15 protein-coding genes are annotated in these 17,538 nt (G+C 39.2%); 5 read left to right on the top strand and 10 right to left on the bottom strand.

Going from position 1 to position 17,538, the window contains the following annotated elements:
* The first annotated feature begins 152 nt into the window (after positions 1-152).
* Positions 153-1,055, top strand: a complete 903-nt coding sequence (locus tag AC2YJL_RS04920; protein WP_230933411.1) for a TetR/AcrR family transcriptional regulator — start codon at positions 153-155, stop codon at positions 1,053-1,055.
* A 264-nt stretch (positions 1,056-1,319) separates the two neighbouring features.
* Here the strand turns inward: AC2YJL_RS04920 and AC2YJL_RS04915 are convergent, their stop codons facing one another.
* The 6 genes from AC2YJL_RS04915 to AC2YJL_RS04890 all read right to left on the bottom strand — a co-directional run bounded on the left by AC2YJL_RS04915 (position 1,320) and on the right by AC2YJL_RS04890 (position 9,034).
* Complete coding sequence (locus tag AC2YJL_RS04915; protein ID WP_251568466.1) at positions 1,320-2,141, bottom strand: carbohydrate ABC transporter permease; 822 nt, start codon at positions 2,139-2,141, stop codon at positions 1,320-1,322.
* Between the two features lie 15 nt (positions 2,142-2,156).
* On the bottom strand, positions 2,157-3,059 hold the full coding sequence (locus tag AC2YJL_RS04910; protein WP_060747159.1) for a carbohydrate ABC transporter permease: 903 nt from the start codon (positions 3,057-3,059) through the stop codon (positions 2,157-2,159).
* 23 nt (positions 3,060-3,082) lie between these two features.
* The gene (locus AC2YJL_RS04905) at positions 3,083-4,324 is read right to left on the bottom strand and encodes an ABC transporter substrate-binding protein (protein WP_195696113.1); all 1,242 of its coding nucleotides are present in this window, start codon (positions 4,322-4,324) and stop codon (positions 3,083-3,085) included.
* A gap of 66 nt (positions 4,325-4,390) precedes the next feature.
* Positions 4,391-6,511 (bottom strand): amylo-alpha-1,6-glucosidase, encoded by a 2,121-nt coding sequence (locus tag AC2YJL_RS04900; protein WP_487374644.1) that lies wholly within the window; start codon positions 6,509-6,511, stop codon positions 4,391-4,393.
* Between the two features lie 85 nt (positions 6,512-6,596).
* Positions 6,597-7,613, bottom strand: coding sequence for a LacI family DNA-binding transcriptional regulator (locus AC2YJL_RS04895; protein ID WP_195696111.1), 1,017 nt, complete (start codon positions 7,611-7,613; stop codon positions 6,597-6,599).
* A 146-nt stretch (positions 7,614-7,759) separates the two neighbouring features.
* Positions 7,760-9,034 carry an ATP-binding protein gene (locus tag AC2YJL_RS04890; RefSeq protein WP_487374643.1) on the bottom strand — a complete coding sequence of 425 codons (1,275 nt, stop codon included), beginning with the start codon at positions 9,032-9,034 and terminating at the stop codon, positions 7,760-7,762.
* 271 nt (positions 9,035-9,305) lie between these two features.
* On the opposite strand from AC2YJL_RS04890, the gene AC2YJL_RS04885 reads away from it, so the two are divergent.
* Both AC2YJL_RS04885 and AC2YJL_RS04880 read left to right on the top strand, forming a co-directional pair.
* On the top strand, positions 9,306-10,070 hold the full coding sequence (locus AC2YJL_RS04885) for a sulfite exporter TauE/SafE family protein (protein WP_025750122.1): 765 nt from the start codon (positions 9,306-9,308) through the stop codon (positions 10,068-10,070).
* 232 nt (positions 10,071-10,302) lie between these two features.
* Positions 10,303-11,655 carry a cation:dicarboxylate symporter family transporter gene (locus AC2YJL_RS04880; protein WP_487374642.1) on the top strand — a complete coding sequence of 451 codons (1,353 nt, stop codon included), beginning with the start codon at positions 10,303-10,305 and terminating at the stop codon, positions 11,653-11,655.
* A 27-nt stretch (positions 11,656-11,682) separates the two neighbouring features.
* On the opposite strand, the gene AC2YJL_RS04875 is transcribed toward AC2YJL_RS04880, so the two are convergent.
* Together AC2YJL_RS04875 and AC2YJL_RS04870 are read right to left on the bottom strand one after the other, a co-directional pair.
* Entirely contained in the window at positions 11,683-12,078 is a 396-nt protein-coding gene (locus AC2YJL_RS04875) for a hypothetical protein (protein ID WP_014458637.1), read from the bottom strand.
* A gap of 70 nt (positions 12,079-12,148) precedes the next feature.
* Positions 12,149-13,120 (bottom strand): NAD(P)H-dependent flavin oxidoreductase, encoded by a 972-nt coding sequence (locus AC2YJL_RS04870; protein WP_230933414.1) that lies wholly within the window; start codon positions 13,118-13,120, stop codon positions 12,149-12,151.
* 171 nt (positions 13,121-13,291) lie between these two features.
* On the opposite strand from AC2YJL_RS04870, the gene AC2YJL_RS04865 reads away from it, so the two are divergent.
* Complete coding sequence (locus tag AC2YJL_RS04865; RefSeq protein ID WP_230933415.1) at positions 13,292-15,334, top strand: catalase; 2,043 nt, start codon at positions 13,292-13,294, stop codon at positions 15,332-15,334.
* A gap of 43 nt (positions 15,335-15,377) precedes the next feature.
* On the opposite strand, the gene AC2YJL_RS04860 is transcribed toward AC2YJL_RS04865, so the two are convergent.
* Entirely contained in the window at positions 15,378-15,875 is a 498-nt protein-coding gene (locus tag AC2YJL_RS04860) for a GNAT family N-acetyltransferase (protein WP_057234052.1), read from the bottom strand.
* A gap of 200 nt (positions 15,876-16,075) precedes the next feature.
* On the opposite strand from AC2YJL_RS04860, the gene AC2YJL_RS04855 reads away from it, so the two are divergent.
* The gene (locus AC2YJL_RS04855) at positions 16,076-16,657 is read left to right on the top strand and encodes a YitT family protein (protein WP_195696105.1); all 582 of its coding nucleotides are present in this window, start codon (positions 16,076-16,078) and stop codon (positions 16,655-16,657) included.
* A 34-nt stretch (positions 16,658-16,691) separates the two neighbouring features.
* On the opposite strand, the gene AC2YJL_RS04850 is transcribed toward AC2YJL_RS04855, so the two are convergent.
* Entirely contained in the window at positions 16,692-17,423 is a 732-nt protein-coding gene (locus AC2YJL_RS04850) for an LCP family protein (protein ID WP_407819221.1), read from the bottom strand.
* Between the last annotated feature and the right edge of the window lie 115 nt (positions 17,424-17,538).

Here is a 17,538-nt window from a genome sequence, read left to right as displayed (position 1 = left end):
ATTTTATCGACTTTTTTAGTCCTATAATCCTTTTATATCAATGCATTTTCGCGGTATCGTCTATTTTTTCGAAAAGAACATTTGTGTAAACGCTTTAAATCATGTATCATAAAGTTGGATCATGAGTCTAATTTTATATTTAGGTGATAATAATGAATAACCGAAAACAGCAAGTTGTAAAAAATGCACACCATCTCTTCGTTGAGAAAGGATTTCAAGCTACTTCTATTCAAGACATCATTGATTATAGCGGCATTTCAAAAGGAACATTCTACAACTATTTTTCTTCAAAAAATGAATTATTAATCGCTGTTTTCACATGGCTTCATACGACCATTGAACAAGAGCGGAATCAGCTGCTGGTTGGTAAAAGTCTGACCGATGTAGATGTATTTGTTAAACAGATTGATGCACAGATGAAAAACCATCATAAACATAAATTTTTCACATTACTTGAAGAAGTATTTGTTTCCAATGATCCTGACTTAAAAGCGTACATAAAAAAAACCCAGTTTATCGAAGTAAACTGGGTTTACAAGCGGTTCATTGATTTATTTGGACAAGAAAAGAAACCGTACCTGCTAGATTGTGCAATTATGTTTCTTGGCATGCTTCATCGCAACTTTCACTATAATTTTATGGTTAATGGCACAAATACTGACCCACATGAGATCATAAGCTACAGTGTCAAACGCTTGCTTCCTCTTGTAGACGAAGTAGCAAATTCAGGAGACATTTTGCTCGATCCGCAAACGATTAAAGAATGGCTTCCATCTTGCCCGAATACTAAAAATCAAATAGAACAGGATATTTCTGCAGCACTTATCGATTTAAAAAAACAGGTTCACAAACAATTTACTGATGAATTCGAACGTCAAAAATGCACAGAGCTTATTAGTTTTATTGAAGAAGAGCTGTTTAAACAGTCAAATCCCCGGAAGTTTGTTGTTGATAGTGCTCTTCATTCGTTACAGCAGCTGTCTGTCAACAAAAGTAAGACAACGCTAGAGGATTTACAGACGATGATTGATCAGTATGTGAGTGAACTTCATTAAAAACAAATTAAGCCATAACGAAATCAATACAATCTAAAAACGAACAAATGAGATACATGAGCTGAACCTCTTGTTCCACCGCTGTTGATTTCCGTGCAAGGCTTCGCTTTCAGGGGGCAGTCTTGAACGGAAATCCACGGCTAGAAGCAGCTAAACATATAAAATTCACGTTCATCATAATAACAAAAAAACGAACGATTAATATTTTTTAATTAATCGTTCGTTTGTAATTCCAGCTAAAATACTTTTATCCCAGCCTCTTTTTTATTTTCCTCCAGTAAACGAGATTCCTTTAATGAAATATTTGTTAAAAAACGCATAAATGAGCAAAATTGGAAGGGTAAAAACCATGGAAGCTGCCATAATATAGTTCCAATAACTGATATACTGACCTTTAAATGTGTTAAGGCCTAAAGTCAACGTGAACATATTTTCATCAGACATCACAATTAAAGGCTTCATAAAGTCATTCCAAAAACCCATAAACACAAAAATTGTTTGTGCTGCTAGCGCAGGCTTTGCAAGTGGAAGGACTATTTTGAAGAATGTTCCAAACTTTGACAACCCATCTAACTCCGCTGCTTCTTCAAGTTCTTTTGGGAAATTGATAAAAAATTGACGCATCATAAATATAAAAGTCGCATTTACCATTCCTGGTACAATCATTCCCTGATAGGTATTTAACCAGCCTAACTCTTTCAAAATTAAAAAATTAGGGATCATGGTTACTTGCCCAGGAATCATAAGCACAGCTAAAATAATAATAAACAAACTTTTCTTTCCCGGGAAACTGAGGCGTGCAAGGGCATAACCAGCCATTGAGTTAAAGAGCAAATTCAGAGCTGTTCCTACTAAAGCAATAAATAAGCTATTAAACATCCAGCGCGGGAACAGCTTTTGTTCCACAAAAATTTGTTTATAGTTGTCTAGCGTAAAGTGTTTCGGAATAAAGTTCACCGTACCTGACACAATTTCTTCAAGCGTTTTAAAAGAAGCTGACAGCGCCCAAATAAATGGAATTAGCGTAATCAGTGCGTATATGCTTAAAATAGCATATAAAATGAGGACTCCCGTTTTTTTCTTCATCTTTTTCTTCCCCCCTTAGTACATACTTTCCTCTTTTGAAAACTTTCGCTGAATAACCGTTGCCACCAAAATCACGAGCGCCAACATAAAAGCTAGTGCTGCAGCATATCCCATGGTTCCTAAATTTTTAAATGCATATTGATAAATAAGAAGAACAACAGTTAGAGTTGAGTTATTAGGCCCCCCTGAACCTCCTGAAAAAATAAACGATTGATCAAACAGCTGAAACGTACCAATTAGTCCCATGATCACCACGAACGATGTAACCGGACGCAGATTCGGAACTGTAATATGCCAAAATCGTTGAAACACATTAGCACCATCTAACTGAGCTGCTTCATACAGCGAATCGGGTACGTCCTGCAAAGCAGCCAAATAAATAACCATAAAAAATGGTGCTGTTGCCCAAATGTTCATAATCATAATGGCAATCAAAGCGACCTGCGGATCTCCAAGCCAATTGTAAGTTGGGAGACCAACAAACTTTAAAAACTCGTTCACAATCCCATTTTGATTGTACATCCACATAAAAATAAGCGTTAACACGGCCGATGATGTAAGCGTTGGTAAAAAATAAATAATACGAAAAACTTTTTCTGCTTTTAGCCCTGCATTTAATGTGGCAGCCAGTATAAGTGCCAATGCGGTTTGTACCGGTACAACAATTACTACATACTTCACCGTATTCCAAAGAGCAATTTTAGCTTTGTCATCTTCAAGAACCTTCATGTAGTTCTCAAGCCCTCGAAAATGGAACTCAGTCCCACCCAGTAATTGAACTTTATGTAAAGATAAAAAGATGGCGTAAAAAATAGGTGCAATAACAAATAACAAAAGCACAAACAGTGTAGGTGACATAAAAGCATATCCTTGCCCAACATCACGAGGTTTGTACGTTCGTATTTTTCTGTTTTTCATTTCCTCCACTCCCCCGCCTAGTCTTATTGATAAATACTAATCTCTTGGTTTGCCTGCTTTTGTGCTTTTTTCAAAGCTGTTTCTAAATCACTTTGTCCTAAAAAGGCGCTTAAAAACTGGTTATTAAAGTTATTCATGATAATAGGTAAATACGGGCCGTCTTGCCAGACAGTAGCATAAGCAGCTCCTTTTACTAACGGACCTCGTTTTTCATCTTCAGCAAAACCAAGCTTATCCGCTACGGATTTTCTTGTTGGTAATGCGTAACCCTTGCTTGTCCAAGTTTCCATTCCTTCTTTTCCTGTTAAGTACTGAATGAGCTCCCAAGATGCTTTTTTCTTTTTTGAATCAGCATTCATTACATACGCGACCGTAAATGCCATTGTATTTTTATGACCGTTTATTGTCGGAACTTCCGCTGTACCGTAATCAAGTTTTGGGAAGGACTCTTGTAAAAACGGAATCATCCAATTCCCTTCAATTACCATAGCTACTTTTTGTTGTGCAAACATGTCCGTACCTGAACTTGCACCTACATCAGAGGGTTGTACAGACGTTTTATCTTTTAAATGCTGGTCGATGAGCGGCTGAAGAGCGTCTACCACTTCTTTCGTAGCAAAGTTTGCCTTATTGTTCTTTACCACGTCTCCTCCGTTTGCCTGCGCCATATAAAAGACACGCGCTAATTCCGGCGTGACCCCAAATGCTTGAATCCCTTTCTTTTTGAATACCTTTGAAACTGCTTCAAACTCATCCCATGTTTTTGGTACTTCTACTCCTGCTTCTTTAAACAGCTTTTTGTTGTAAAATAAGCCTAACGTGGAGTAATCTTTCGGAAAACCATACGTTTCTCCATCTTTTTGAAACGCTTTCAATAATGGTTTCTCAAAATCTTGAACATCAAAATTGGACTTTACATAAGACTTCAAAGGTTCTAAAACCCCTGTATTGATAAGACCAGGCGCTTCAAGTGCATCAAGGTAAAAAACATCTGGACCGTTTCCGCCAATTAAACGTGTTTTTAAAATATCCATGTATTGATCAGTGATTACTTCATGCTTCACATGAATGGAAGGATGAAGATTTTCAAAGTCTTGAATAGTTTGATTAAGCAGCTTCGTTTCTGTTGGGTTGCCTCCCCATCCGGCCAACACAATTTCGACTCGATCATTTTCCCCAGAAACTTCTTGTACGTTTGAACATCCAGTTAAAACTGCTCCGGTCACTGCCAGCAGCAGACATAAAGCAAGTATCCACTTCTTCATCGGTTGTCTCCTTTCATTTCATTGACCTGCGGCTTATTAAGTGACGCTTAATAAGCCGCCGTCGAATTAACCTACGTGAGCTCTTACTTTACATTGAGATAGAAGCTCGTATTTTGTCGTATTTTCCTTCACGTAAATAATAGTTTCGCTTTCTTCTTTTTTAACCGTTAATGACAGTTTTCCACTGCCAATCACAAGATTTTCTACAGAGAGTTCATTCATATCGTCTATGAGCAAAGGATTTATCTGTATAGTACCTGCTGTACTATCTGGAAACAGTCGCAGTATTGCCTGTACGAAAGCTAAAGGCGTGCCGGCTGCCCAAGCCTGAGGTGAGCAGGCAACGGGATATTTAACAGGCTTGTCAAGTTTACTTGAATAGCCGCAGAATAATTCTGGAAGGCGGTCGTATTCAAAATGCCCAGCTGCATCAACCAGCCCTTTTATAATTTTATTGGCTTCTGTTTGCTTGTTCGCTTTACTCAAACCAAGAACAATTAAACTATTATCGTGCGGCCAAATGCTCCCGTCATGATAACTCATTGGATTATAGCCTGCTTCTCCTTCTGCCATTGTGCGGATGCCGTATCCCGAAAACATAGCTTCTGATACTAGCCTTTCTGCTACTTTGTTCAGCTTCTCCTCATCCATTATCTCTGCTAAAAGTGCATGACCTGGATTTGACGTAACTGTTCCTACTTGATGTTTATGTTCATCGAGTGCGATTGCGTAGAATGATACGTCATCCATCCAAAAGGCTTCATTAAATTTTTTACGCAGTTGCTTTGCTTCTTCACGTAAATTATTTGCTTCGTTTGTTTTGTGTAACTTATCATATAAAGAAGCAATACCCATTTTTGCTTGATATACATAGCCTTGTACTTCCACTAAAGCAATGGGAGTTTTTGCATATTCACCGCTGCGATGGACAACGGAATCTCCTGAGTCTTTCCAGCCTTGGTTAGCAATTCCTTTACTTGACTCCTGATGATATTCAAGAAATAAATCGCCGTCTCGATCCCCATATTCATTGATCCATGTCAAAGCTCCATCAATAGTCATTTGCATTTCCTGTACAAACTCCAAGTCTCCCGTCCACTTTACATATTCCGTTAATAAAATTAAAAACAATGGCGTTGCGTCAATTGTTCCATAGTACGGCGTAAAAGGGATTTGATTGGTGTTGGCGAGTTCTCCGTAACGTATTTCATGCATAATTTTACCCGGCTGTTCATCACGCCATGGATCATTTGCCGTTCCTTGATACGCTGCCATCGTACGCAGCGTTCCTTTTGCTACTTCGGGATTAAAAGCCAGCATTTGAAGCGCTGCGATTAGACTATCCCTTCCAAACGGCACACCAAACCAAGGCAATCCTGCTACTGGAAAGACACCGAATCCTACGTCCGTTAGCAGTACGCGCAGGTCGTTAAGTCCTCTTGTAATAAGACGCTGCATTGTCGGATGATCAGTTGTTACTTTTGCAGAAGATTTTTCCCATTCTTTATATGACTGGCTTAGTAAACTAAATGCTTCACCGGCTGATAAAATATCCCCATTGGTGTCCTCTCCCATTTGCGGCTGAACCATTAAAGTAATTTCTTTTTCTTCTTGATGATTGAGTTCAAAAGAAAATGTAACCTCTCCTTGCTCATCCACATATGAAGCTTCTTTATCCCAGAGAATCCGTGTCGCCCGTTTGATATCATCTGCTCCTTTGTATGTATATGTTAGGCTGCTTTCTCCTTTTATTTGTCCCGTTCGTTTTCCGACATTTCCAGTTTGAAAACCTCTTACGATGAACATATCGTTAAAATCAACATCTGCTTGGATACTTAATGTAAAAGCAATTTTTTTAGGAAAATAGCTTTTTAACTTTATTTTTTCGTAGAAAACCCCTCCATATATAAAGCGCTTTCTTTCTATTTCTAAAGACTCTCGCCATAGTGCAAGCTCTCCTTCTTTTTCCATATGCGGATTAGTAAGAAGAATTGTGGCTAATAGATTCTCCTCTGCACTTGAGGCCAATAATACAGGATCTGCATCATTAATTTTCAAATGAAACTTGCTCAAAAAACGCGTATCTTTCATATATAATCCTAAACCATATTGATGGTTTTCGTTGATATTTCCTGCTGGATCAGTCAGTAAAAATAAGTCATTTTCTTTAATAACACGGTAATCCATTTCCATCCCCCTAATTTTTACCGAAACGTTTTGGAAAAAGCGCACAGCACCCGAAACGTTTCGGTTTTACATTATATAAAAACCACTATTTGTGGTTTTTAGCTGTTGATTCTCGAATAATCAGCTTTGTATCAAGATAACGCTTCGTATTTGTTTCTTTTCCTTCTAACATCTCAATTAGTAAATCTGCAGCTTGATAGCCAATTTGATATACTTCCTGTCCTACGGTCGTCAAATTTGGAGACGAGTAAGAGGCAAGAACAATATTATCGTATCCGACAATCGAAATATCTTTCGGTACATGAAGGCCAAGTTCTTTGCATGCTTTTAGCGCTCCAAGTGCCATTAAATCACTTGCACAAAAGATAGCCGTGACCTCTTTATGCCGATTTAAAAACTCGCGAGCAGCTTTCTCTGCTTTTTTTTCTTCAAAATTCCCACTTACAACCCACTCAGAACGAAACGACAAACCGCATTCTTTGAGCGCTTCTCTGTATCCATTGAGACGTTCTTGGCTGACAAATGCGTCTTCATGTCCATTAATCATCCCAATATGCTTATGGCCAAGACTCGCTAAGTGTTCAACTGCTTTTTTAGCTCCCAGGGCATTATCAGTGGTGACATAGCCCACTGAATTAGAATGAACGGGAATATCAACTAAAACACAAGGAATATCACTTTCTACTACTTCTTTTAAATAGGGATCTTCTTTTTTAATACCTTGAATAATTGCCCCGTCCACCCTTCGCTCTCGACAAAGCTGGGTATACGTTTTTTCTCGTTGCATCATCGTGTTTGTATTGAATAAAATCAAATCATACCCTAAAGTAGAGGCTCGCTCATTTACACCGCAGAGCACTTCAAATGTAAAATTATCTTTTACGCTTTCTCTACTGATGCCTGAAACCAATAGTCCAATTGTCTTTGACTTTTGCATAACCAGTCCTCGAGCTAACGTATTAGGGCTGTAATTCAGCTCTTTTGCTACGGCTGCAATCTTTTGCCGTGTTTTTTCATTTACATCTGAATAACCATTTAAAGCTCGAGACACCGTTGTTACAGATACGCCAGCAACTCGCGCTATATCTTTAATCGTTGTCACTCAAAATTCCTCCAAAACGTTTCGGATAACTTTAAATAGATTGTAACGCTTTCATTTATTAAATTCAATACTTTTTTTAATAATCAGTTTACTATTATCTATCTCTAAAACTTTTGCTTATAAAAAAGCAGCCCTAAGGCTGCTCTTTATTTACAAAGTGGAAACTCAAGTGAAAAGCACGTTTCTTTCCCTTTTATGCTAGACACACTCACTTTTCCCTTCATATAATGAATAATGCTGAAAGATACCATCGTTCCAAGTCCCGTACCTTTTTCTTTTGTTGTAAAATACGGTTCGCCTAGCCGGTTGATTTGTTCTTGCGTCATGCCGCAGCCCGTATCAATAATATCCACGATAACAGCTCCGCCTTCTTTTCCTACTTTAATAGTTAACGTGCCTCCGTTTTGCATCGCTTCAATACTATTTTTAAATAAATTGATTAAGCACTGCTGAAGCTTTCTTCTTTCTCCCATTACGAAGCACTTCACTTCTTCATCAAATGTAAAATCAATCGCGACTCCATTCATATTGGCAAGAGGCGTCATAATATGGGTGACGTGATGAATCTCTTCTGAAATATTCATTTTTTCATTTCGTTCTGGTGCAGAATTGGCAAACAGCAAGTAATCATCAATGATTTCTTTTGCGCGGTCTAGTTCATTAATCGCAATTGAAATGTAGCGTTTTTTAGTAGGTTCTTTTTCATCTTCTTGCAGCATTTGCATAAATCCTCTGCTTGCCGTTAGAGGATTTCGCACTTCATGAGAGATGCTGGCAGCTAAATGACTGACAATTTCTAGTTTCTCTGCTTTCATCAGGCGCTGCAGCACTAGTAAATTTGCCCGTATCGCTTCCCACAGTATGGTAATTACAAACATGCCTGCTACATCTAAAATCGCGAATTGAACCCACACGCTAATAGGAATGCTTGTTACGTGCAAGACAAAAATGGATACAAGCATAGCTAATAAAGAACCGATTATACTAAGACAGGTGCTCACGATAATTCTATTTTTTAATGAGAAATGTAAAAAGTATTTTGTTAGGAAAAATAAAGGAATGGATAAAATCGGAAGAGCAATTAATGTTGATAAAAACCCTACATCATACCCGCCAATTAGCAAGCGCAGCAGTAAAATAAAGACAAAAAGCAAGCTCCCTAGCGGCCAGCCTCCATATAACGTTCCTAAAATATAAGGAATTCTTCGTAGATCCATTCGATAGTCATCCGGGACATAAGCTCCGTTGACGGGAAACAAAAGGCAGAAGGTAATAGCTAAAATCGGAAATACTGCGATATAACGATCTTTCCACCAATGAATTTTTTTAGCATACTTGATTAAATAAAACATCTGAACTAAAAATAGCGCCAATAAAATAAATAGAAAATTAATTAACAAATCTTTTGTGACAAAACTCATGCATTCACCGGTCTTTCAAATGAGATAAAAATAAACTCTTTTATTGCATTTACATTTGTAACACAAATTAGAGCGTAATCATAGATAAATAAACGTATTCTATTTACTTTTTTACAACTTCCTATCACTTTATCGTCCGTTCCCTAAAATAGTGAAGGCTAAGAAAACCTTTTCAACTCCACTAAAAATATTCAGAATTTTATTTACATATGAGCTACAATGCTCTATAATCAGATCAATGTACTTGGTTTTGAGAGTAGGAGGACGAAATATGGAACTATCAATTACCTTAATGGGATTATTCGTTGGAACCCTTGTAGGCTTAACGGGGGTTGGAGGTGCCGCTTTATTAACACCTTTACTGATTGTACTCGGCATTAACCCTTCCATTGCCGTAGGAACAGATCTTGTCTACAATTCTATCACAAAATTATTCGGAGTCGCTCAGCACTACAAACAGCGAACCATTAACTTTAAATTAGCAAAATATTTAGCTTTCGGAAGTATTCCGAGCGCTGTGCTGGCTATTGTCACACTTCATGCATTTCCATCTTTTCACGAGCATCAAGAAACGATTATTAAGCACGCTCTTGGATATGTCATGACGCTGGTTGCCATTTCAATTATCTTTCGCGTCTTTTTTGATAAATTAATTCGCCCAAATCGGTTTCAGGAAATGGACTTAAATCAGAAAAAAGGATTAACAATCGGAATTGGCGTAGTCTTTGGATTTATTGTCGGACTAACATCGATTGGTTCGGGCTCATTATTTGCGATTGCGATGCTGTACTTATTTAAGCTTAAGACATCTGAGCTGGTTGGAACTGATATTGCACATGCATTTCTTCTCGTTACGGTGGCTGGTATTTTAAATGCAAGCTTTGGAAGCGTGGATTACATGTTGACTGCTAACCTATTAACTGGATCTATTCCAGGTGTGTTAATCGGAAGCCGTTTATCAACGAAAGTGCCTTCAAGACCGCTTCAAGCCATTATGGCAACCATCATTCTAATCAGCGGAATTAAATTAATTTAACAAATAAAAGCACATGCCTTTGCATGTGCTTTTTATTAGTTTTTTTAAAGATTTACATTAAAAATAATAATGTTTTAAACCACTCCCTTCCCTTCTTATACACTTCAACTAATATTTTTATTAAATTTTAGTCAAAGAGACCAATGACACCTCAAACAACCTTACGTTAAAATGTAAAAAAACATAACATCTATTGTGATATCTAAAAAATTGTACGACGAAGGGAGAACACATGACACAAACAGCGGCAAAAAGTAAGCAAAAACCTTTTTACAAAGGTCTTTTCTTTCAAATTATGATGGCAATTGTACTTGGCATAGCCGTAGGATATCTGTGGCCAAGCTTTGGAAATGCTGTGAAACCGATTGGAGACGGTTTTATTAAGCTTATCAAAATGCTGATTGCTCCTCTTATTTTTGGAGTAGTCGTTGTTGGAATTGCGAAGGTTGGAAACATTAAAACAGTTGGGCGTATCGGCGGAAAAACCATTCTTTACTTCGAAATTGTCACAACATTCGCTCTATTGATCGGTCTATTAGTAGCAAACATAATGAATCCCGGCACCGGTATGAATGTTGCCCCTTCAAGCTTAAGCACAAGCGAAGTGGACACGAAGACTAACGGCTCCGAACTTCCGAGTGAAGGTGATTTTTTTCTTAATATGATTCCAGACAGTGCAGTTGGTGCTTTTTCAAGCAACTCCATGCTTCAAGTGCTTTTAATTTCTTGTTTGTTTGGCATCGCGCTTGTCCATATAGGTGGAAAAACAGCAGAGACCCTTTTAAATGTATTGGAGAAAGTAAATGATGTATTGTTTAAAATTATGGGATACATTATGAAATTAACGGCTCTTGCCACGTTTAGTGCCATGGCATTTGCAGTTAGTCAGTACGGTCTTGGAACACTTGCTGCATTCGGAAAGCTATTTATCGCTATGACAATTGCTTGTCTAGCATTTGTTCTTGTTTTAGCTGTTATTTTACGAATCTATTTAAAATTAAGTTTGTGGAAAGTCATTCTATATATACGAGAAGAAATTATGCTGGCATTTGCTACGGGTTCCACTGAAGCCGTTATGCCGCAGCTCATGGATAAATTCGAACAAGCAGGATGCAACAAAGCAGTCGTTGGCCTTGTTGTGCCTACGGGCTATTCGTTTAATCTAGACGGTGCTTCCATTTACTTGTCTCTTGCCCTCGTCTTTTTGGCACAAGCAACGGGCGTAGATTTGAGCCTCACTGATCAGCTTTTAATGCTTGGTGTTCTTCTTCTTACATCTAAAGGAATGGCTGGCATTCCAGGCTCAGCCTTTGTTGCTCTCTCTGCTACAGCAGCAGCAACCGGAGCCATTCCGGTAGCAGCCGTTGCTCTGATGCTCGCTCCCGATCGCTTTATGGGTAATTACCGGACCACAGTTAATATTATTGGTTATGCGGTAGCTGCTTTTATTATCGCACGATGGGAAAATTTATTAGATCTACAAAAAGCAAATGATGTGCTGGACGGAAAAATTGCATATCAGCCCAAAAATGCTGAAATTTCTCTCCCAGAGAGTATTCCAGCTGCCAATGAAAAAGCATTTTAACAAAAAAAATTCCTGGCCGAGACAAGTCTATTTTGCTTGTTTTTCGGGCAGGAATTTAATTGTTACATGAAAGGCCTTTTGCTGAAACTTATTTTCTTCGAGTATTTTATATACCATTTGTTTAATCGTTTCTTGCGTTTTGGCATCAGATGAAACGGAAGGCTCCATATACACGTCCAGCTCTACTCTGTCCTTTGAGTAAAGGGAAGAATTCACGCCCCTTGATTCATAGCCCGCTTCAGTTAAACCTCCGCTGATTTTATGCCAAATATCCAGTTTGTCCATTTGTTTAATAACAGGTTTTGCCTCTTCGTATGCTTGTGCTTGTTCTGTTTTTGACACTTCTTCTTTTTTAATAAAAACTGCATATCCTGAACCTACTACTAAAAACGTCATAATAGCAAATGCTCGCATTCTTTTCATTCTCTCACCTCATTTAGAGATATAGATTATAAATATGCGATCAATTGCTGCAGTATGACGGCTTGTATCTCTACTTCTTTTCCACTATACTCAGCAGTCGTTTAGAACCGACTTCTACTTCTTCTATCATACTGTTAAAAAGCTCTTGCACCGTTGGGATACTATCAATCAGTCCAACGACTTGGCCTGCCCATCCATAGCCTTCATCGATTTTATTTTCATAAATATACCGGCAGTTTGCCCCTCCGCTAATGACGTCTTTTAACTCTTCGTACCGCTCTCCTTGCTGCTCACGCTCGATAATGTCAAGAGTGTAGTGGGACTTCAATACGCGTCCAGGTGCCCCGAACGAACGTTTAATAACCACAGTATCGGTTTCTTTTGCTTCTACAATAGCTTGTTTATACGCATCATGGGCATCTACACATTCTTTTGTCGCGATAAAACGTGTTCCCATTTCTATCCCTTCGGCGCCTAATGATAACGCTGCCAATAACCCTTGTCCGTTTCCAATCCCTCCGCTTGCTAGGACCGGAATTGACACAGCCGCAGCTACTCGAGGAATTAATACCATTGTGCCGAGATCCTCACGTCCGATATGTCCTCCTGCTTCTTGCCCCACTGCCATGACAGCATCTGCTCCTAGCTTCTCAGCTTTTTGAGCTTGACGCACGTTTGCCACCAGTACGAGCGTTTTAATTCCCGTTCCTTTTAATCTCTCAAAAATAGGTGCGGGATTTGCTCCTGTTATGGAAACAGCCGGAACGCTTTCTTCTACTGCTACGTCGAGAAGTTCTTTATAAGAACCTTCCGTTTGACCTCCAACAGCAAAATTAACGCCAAAAGGATGCTCAGTTAAGGAACGCACTTTCTTAATTTCAGCTCGAAGTTTCTCAGGGGTTCGGAGCGTCATAGCTGTAATTTGTCCAAGCCCTCCTGCATTTGAGACAGCAGCGGCAAGTTCTGCGTACGCTAAATACGCAAGACCTCCTTGTACAATTGGATATTGAATCCCTAATAAATCTGTTACCCGTGTTTTCATCTATGTATCCCCTCTCCTTTTATTTTTTAATTATGAATGCTTATTCATAATCATAACAAGAAAATAACGGATTTCCTACGAAAAAATTCCAACATTTCTGTTTGCTTCAACTTTTGATAGGGTACACATTTTGTAATGATTATTAACTGAAAATCAAGGAGGAAGACATGTATGACAAAAAAGCACCCTGTAAATGAAAAAAGCAAGCAAGAACAGCTTGAGCAGTTTAAAACAGATGATCGAAACCAAGCGCTCACAACCAATCAAGGGTTAAAGCTTTCCGAAGATGAATTTTCTTTAAAAGCAGGTGAACGCGGTCCAACCCTTATGGAAGACTTTCATTTCCGTGAAAAAATGACGCATTTTGACCACGAGCGCATTCCTGAACGCATCGTTCATGCACGCGGCTTCGCTGCTCACGGAGAATTTGAACTGTATGACTCTCTCGGTGAATATACAAAAGCTAAATTTTTACAGGATCCGTCTGTAAAAACACCTGTATTTGTCCGTTTCTCTACTGTAGCTGGTTCTAAAGGTTCAGCTGAAACGGTGCGCGACGCCCGTGGTTTTGCAACAAAATTTTATACAGAAGAAGGAAACTATGACTTAGTTGGAAATAACATTCCCGTGTTCTTTATCCAAGATGCGATCAAATTCCCAGATTTAATTCATGCTGTTAAGCCTGAGCCACACAACGAAATGCCGCAGGCGGCTTCAGCACATGATACGTTTTGGGATTTTGTCGCCAATAACCAAGAGTCTGCTCACATGGTCATGTGGTCAATGTCAGACCGTGCAATTCCACGCAGTTTGCGTATGATGGAAGGCTTCGGCGTACATACTTTTCGCTTAGTTAATGCAGAAGGAAAAGCTCATTTTGTCAAATTCCACTGGAAGCCTGTGCTCGGAACGCATTCCCTTGTTTGGGACGAGGCTCAAACAATTTCTGGGAAAGACCCTGATTTTCATCGCCGCGATTTATGGGAATCGATTGAAAACGGAGACTATCCTGAATATGAGCTAGGCATTCAAATCATAGATGAGGAAGATGAATTTAAGTTCGACTTTGACATTCTCGATCCAACTAAGCTTTGGCCAGAAGAAGACATTCCCGTCAAATTGGTTGGAAAAATGATCTTAAATCGAAATGTAGACAACGTATTTGCCGAAACGGAACAAGTCGCATTCCATCCGGGGCATGTGGTACCGGGAATTGATTTTTCCAATGACCCTCTCTTACAAGGAAGATTGTTTTCATACACGGATACCCAGCTTATTCGTCTTGGCGGTCCGAATTTTCATGAACTTCCGATCAACCGTCCAGTGTGCCCGTTTCATAACAATCAACGAGACGGTTACGGACGTCAAACGATTAACAAAGGGCCTGTCAGCTATCACAGAAACTCTCTTGCAGCCAATACCCCGGCTCCTGTCTCAGAGTCAGAGGGCGGTTATGCTCACTATCAAGAAAAAGTGGAAGGAAGAAAAGTTCGAAGTCGAAGCGAAAGTTTTAAAGACCACTTTTCACAGGCAACGCTATTTTGGAATAGCATGAGCGACCCTGAAAAGGAGCATATTATCAGTGCTTTCAGCTTCGAGCTTGGAAAGGTGAAAAGCAAATCTGTTCAGCAGCAGGTCGTTGATATGTTTGCCAACGTCAGTACAGTGCTAGCTAAACAAGTAGCACAAGCGATTGGTGCAACGCCTCCATCAGGAGAAGACGCGCCAGTGACCAAGTCATCTCCGGCTCTTAGTCAGGAACAGACGATTAAAAAGCCGAATACACGTAAAGTAGCTGTCATTGTAGCTGATGACTTTAGCAGTGACCTACCACAGGTGTTAAACAGTTTAAAACAACAGGGTATTCAGCCTGAAATTGTAAGCACAACCCTCCAAAACGTAAAAGGAACAGATGGGTCAGAACTTGAAGTACAGCACACGTTCTTAACAAGTGATTCTGTCTTATTCGATGCGGTTTATGTTGTCGGAAGTTCGTCGGCTGATGAAAAGTTTCGTAAAGAAGCACTGACGTTTGCTCAAGAAGCATTCGAGCATTTTAAACCAATTGGCGCGACGGATGAAGGTGTTAAGTGGCTAAAAGCTGCTGGATTAGATAATAGTCCCGGTGTCGTAACTGGAGAAACTACACGCTTTACAGATGAATTTATTGAAGCTATTTCAGCTCACCGCCACTGGAATCGTCACGTTATATAAATACAAAAGCCTTTGAAATCAATGATTTCAAAGGCTTTTTTTATTAAACTGATTTTCTAAATGCCATAACGTGCAAATCTTTTACCGGATAAAAATCGTTATCAGGAAAGCGAACGTAACCTCTTTTAGTGTACAGCTTAATGGCATGTTCCATTGAATGATCTGTATGTAAACCTAAATAAGAACATCCTAGCTCCCGAGATTTTTTTTCACACGCTTCAAGAAGCGCATTCGCGACTCCTTTTCGGCGATGAGACGGAGCAACTGCCAGCAGACGAATTTCAGCCCATGGAAACGGCTTTAACAATCCTCCGTATACGTCCGTATTCGGCGGATAAAACAAAACGCTTCCTGCCATTTCTCCATCAATTTCAGCTACAATGCACTCAAATTTCTTTTCTTCACTCAGGGTATGTAAAATTCCCTTTCGATATCTTTTCCAGTGTGCTTCTGATTTTACAGCTGCATATTGCTCATAAGCAGCAAGCGTCACTGTTTCAATGGATAATGTTTCTTCTTCTCTAGCTTTTCGAACGATCAACTTCTTCTCCTCCATTTACCTTCTTCGTTAGTTCTTATTGTCTATGGTGAACCATGTTTATGCAACACATTTGCATCTTAAAACAGCTTCCTTTGCATATATTTAATCCGTTCATTATGATTTCTGAAGCGGTCTTTGTGCTGAAACTCTGCTTGTCTTCATATACATATAAAGAGATTCATAGACAAGGATGAGACAGCATGTATAAAAAATTAATTGCAATTGGAATTGGCAGTGTGTTTGTTAGTATCGGAATTAACGTTTTTATTCTTCCGCTTCAGCTTGTAACAGGAGGCATTACGGGAATTAGCTTAATTCTTAATTATTTACTTGGCTATAAAGTAGGCGTGATGATTTTTTGCTTAAACTTGCCGATTTATCTTCTCGCCCTAGGTTTTAACCGTTCTTATTTTTTAAATGCTATCTATGGCATGGTTCTCTCAGCCGTTATGATTGATTTGCTGTTTCCGCTTCACGGGATTTTTCACCTTCCCATTATCTTAAGCGCTTGCCTTGGAGGTGTTTTTAACGGAATCGGAACCGGCATCATGCTCCGGCAGCACGCAAGTCAAGGTGGGGTCGACTTATTTTCTCTGATACTTGCGAAATGGTTATCTTTAAACCCCGGCATCATCATTTTAGTGATTGACGCATCTATTATTATTTCAGGTATTTTACTGCTTCAAAACGATACAGCTATTTATTCATTATTTATTGTTGTATGCTCCGGTATAGTGACCAGTATCATTACGTCATTCAAGCGCATCATCGTCTATGTGTAAGGAAAAAGCCTCGAGACATGCTCGAGGCTTTTCTTTATTTGTCATTTAAGAATTCTTGCAGCGCTTCTTTATTTTTATCTAAATCAATATCAAGCACCATACCAACACCGCTATACGTTTTGTTTTCAAACGATCCGTCTAACGGCAGTCGCAGGCTTTGAACATCTTTCATCTTTCCTGTTACCACATCTTTAGCTAGAAGCATCATGCTTTTTGTATCTAAATTTGTATCGATGTAAGGATCCATTACGCCGAGAAGCTTCGGTATTTTAAACACGCTGTTTAGGCTTGCTACTTCATCTTTAAGCTTTAAAACGACTTCTTGCTGCCGTTGAACGCGTCCAAAATCACTCATGTTATCATGGCGAAAACGTACGTAGCCAAGCAGTTGTTCACCGTGTAAAACTTGGGTACCTTTGTGAAGCGTCATACCAATTCCCGAAGACATGTCGTGAGGCACGGTTACTTCAATGCCATCAGGTGCAATCGTATCTACAATTTTTGAAAACCCTTCGAAGTCCACAACTGCATAATAGTTAATATCGATATCAAAATTTTGTTTGATTGTTTTACGCAGCAGCTCAGGACCTCCGAACGCGTAAGCAGCATTCAGCTTTTGCTTGCCGTGTCCTGGAATATCCACGTACATATCCCTCATAAGGGAAACAATTTTCGGGTGTTTGCTTTTAGAATCGTAGTGAGCAATTAAAATAGAATCTGTACGAGAATGCTTTTCCCCGCGCGAGTCACTTCCTAACAGCAGCATATTTACTTCTCCGTTATTTGGGAGACTGCCTTGAAACTGTTCAAATGTCGTGCCGTCATCCGCAAATTTACCATCGCTTGCCATCGATAGCCCTTGCTTATATTGGAAATAGCTG

The sequence above is a fragment of the Priestia sp. SRI_019 genome, assembly GCF_057586255.1.
Note: the sequence above shows the minus strand (reverse complement) of the source record. Positions and strands in the feature narration are given on the sequence as shown.

Excerpts from the sequence above, each read along its gene's own strand:
- AC2YJL_RS04920 (WP_230933411.1), top strand. The coding sequence starts at position 153 with ATGAATAACCGAAAACAGCAAGTTGTAAAAAATGCACACCATCTCTTC.
- AC2YJL_RS04915 (WP_251568466.1), bottom strand. The coding sequence starts at position 2,141 with ATGAAGAAAAAAACGGGAGTCCTCATTTTATATGCTATTTTAAGCATA.
- AC2YJL_RS04910 (WP_060747159.1), bottom strand. The coding sequence starts at position 3,059 with ATGAAAAACAGAAAAATACGAACGTACAAACCTCGTGATGTTGGGCAA.
- AC2YJL_RS04905 (WP_195696113.1), bottom strand. The coding sequence starts at position 4,324 with ATGAAGAAGTGGATACTTGCTTTATGTCTGCTGCTGGCAGTGACCGGA.
- AC2YJL_RS04900 (WP_487374644.1), bottom strand. The coding sequence starts at position 6,511 with ATGGATTACCGTGTTATTAAAGAAAATGACTTATTTTTACTGACTGAT.
- AC2YJL_RS04890 (WP_487374643.1), bottom strand. The coding sequence starts at position 9,034 with ATGAGTTTTGTCACAAAAGATTTGTTAATTAATTTTCTATTTATTTTA.
- AC2YJL_RS04885 (WP_025750122.1), top strand. The coding sequence starts at position 9,306 with ATGGAACTATCAATTACCTTAATGGGATTATTCGTTGGAACCCTTGTA.
- AC2YJL_RS04880 (WP_487374642.1), top strand. The coding sequence starts at position 10,303 with ATGACACAAACAGCGGCAAAAAGTAAGCAAAAACCTTTTTACAAAGGT.
- AC2YJL_RS04875 (WP_014458637.1), bottom strand. The coding sequence starts at position 12,078 with ATGAAAAGAATGCGAGCATTTGCTATTATGACGTTTTTAGTAGTAGGT.
- AC2YJL_RS04870 (WP_230933414.1), bottom strand. The coding sequence starts at position 13,120 with ATGAAAACACGGGTAACAGATTTATTAGGGATTCAATATCCAATTGTA.
- AC2YJL_RS04865 (WP_230933415.1), top strand. The coding sequence starts at position 13,292 with ATGACAAAAAAGCACCCTGTAAATGAAAAAAGCAAGCAAGAACAGCTT.
- AC2YJL_RS04855 (WP_195696105.1), top strand. The coding sequence starts at position 16,076 with ATGTATAAAAAATTAATTGCAATTGGAATTGGCAGTGTGTTTGTTAGT.
- AC2YJL_RS04850 (WP_407819221.1), bottom strand. The coding sequence starts at position 17,423 with ATGCTGCTGTTAGGAAGTGACTCGCGCGGGGAAAAGCATTCTCGTACA.